Origin of the sequence: Shigella sp. FC1967, from assembly GCF_001743005.1 — a bacterium.
In the GTDB taxonomy this organism is placed as follows: Bacteria; Pseudomonadota; Gammaproteobacteria; order Enterobacterales; family Enterobacteriaceae; genus Proteus.
The window spans coordinates 1-210 of the sequence record NZ_MIIZ01000489.1; the positions used below are offsets into that span (position 1 = coordinate 1).

Here is a 210-nt window from a genome sequence, read left to right on the forward strand (position 1 = left end):
CGCATAGATTGCCATTGCGTTAAACCTAATGCCAAAGAAGCATATTTTTGCCCTTGTTTAACGCCTTGAATACCCGCTCTTAGCTCTTCAGCGATAAAAAGGTGTGGAATAAAAAGGTTAGACCCACAATACCCGCCAGAAATTCAAAGGAAGGCCAAGACAGTGTAAGTCCTAAAAATGAAACTTCATGAGGCGTATTTAGCCACATCA

Annotated in this window: 1 pseudogene; it reads right to left on the reverse strand. The window is 41.4% G+C overall.

Annotated features, from left to right (window positions below):
- Positions 1-210 (reverse strand): annotated as a pseudogene (locus BHE89_RS24955) (amino acid ABC transporter permease); the annotation flags it as partial.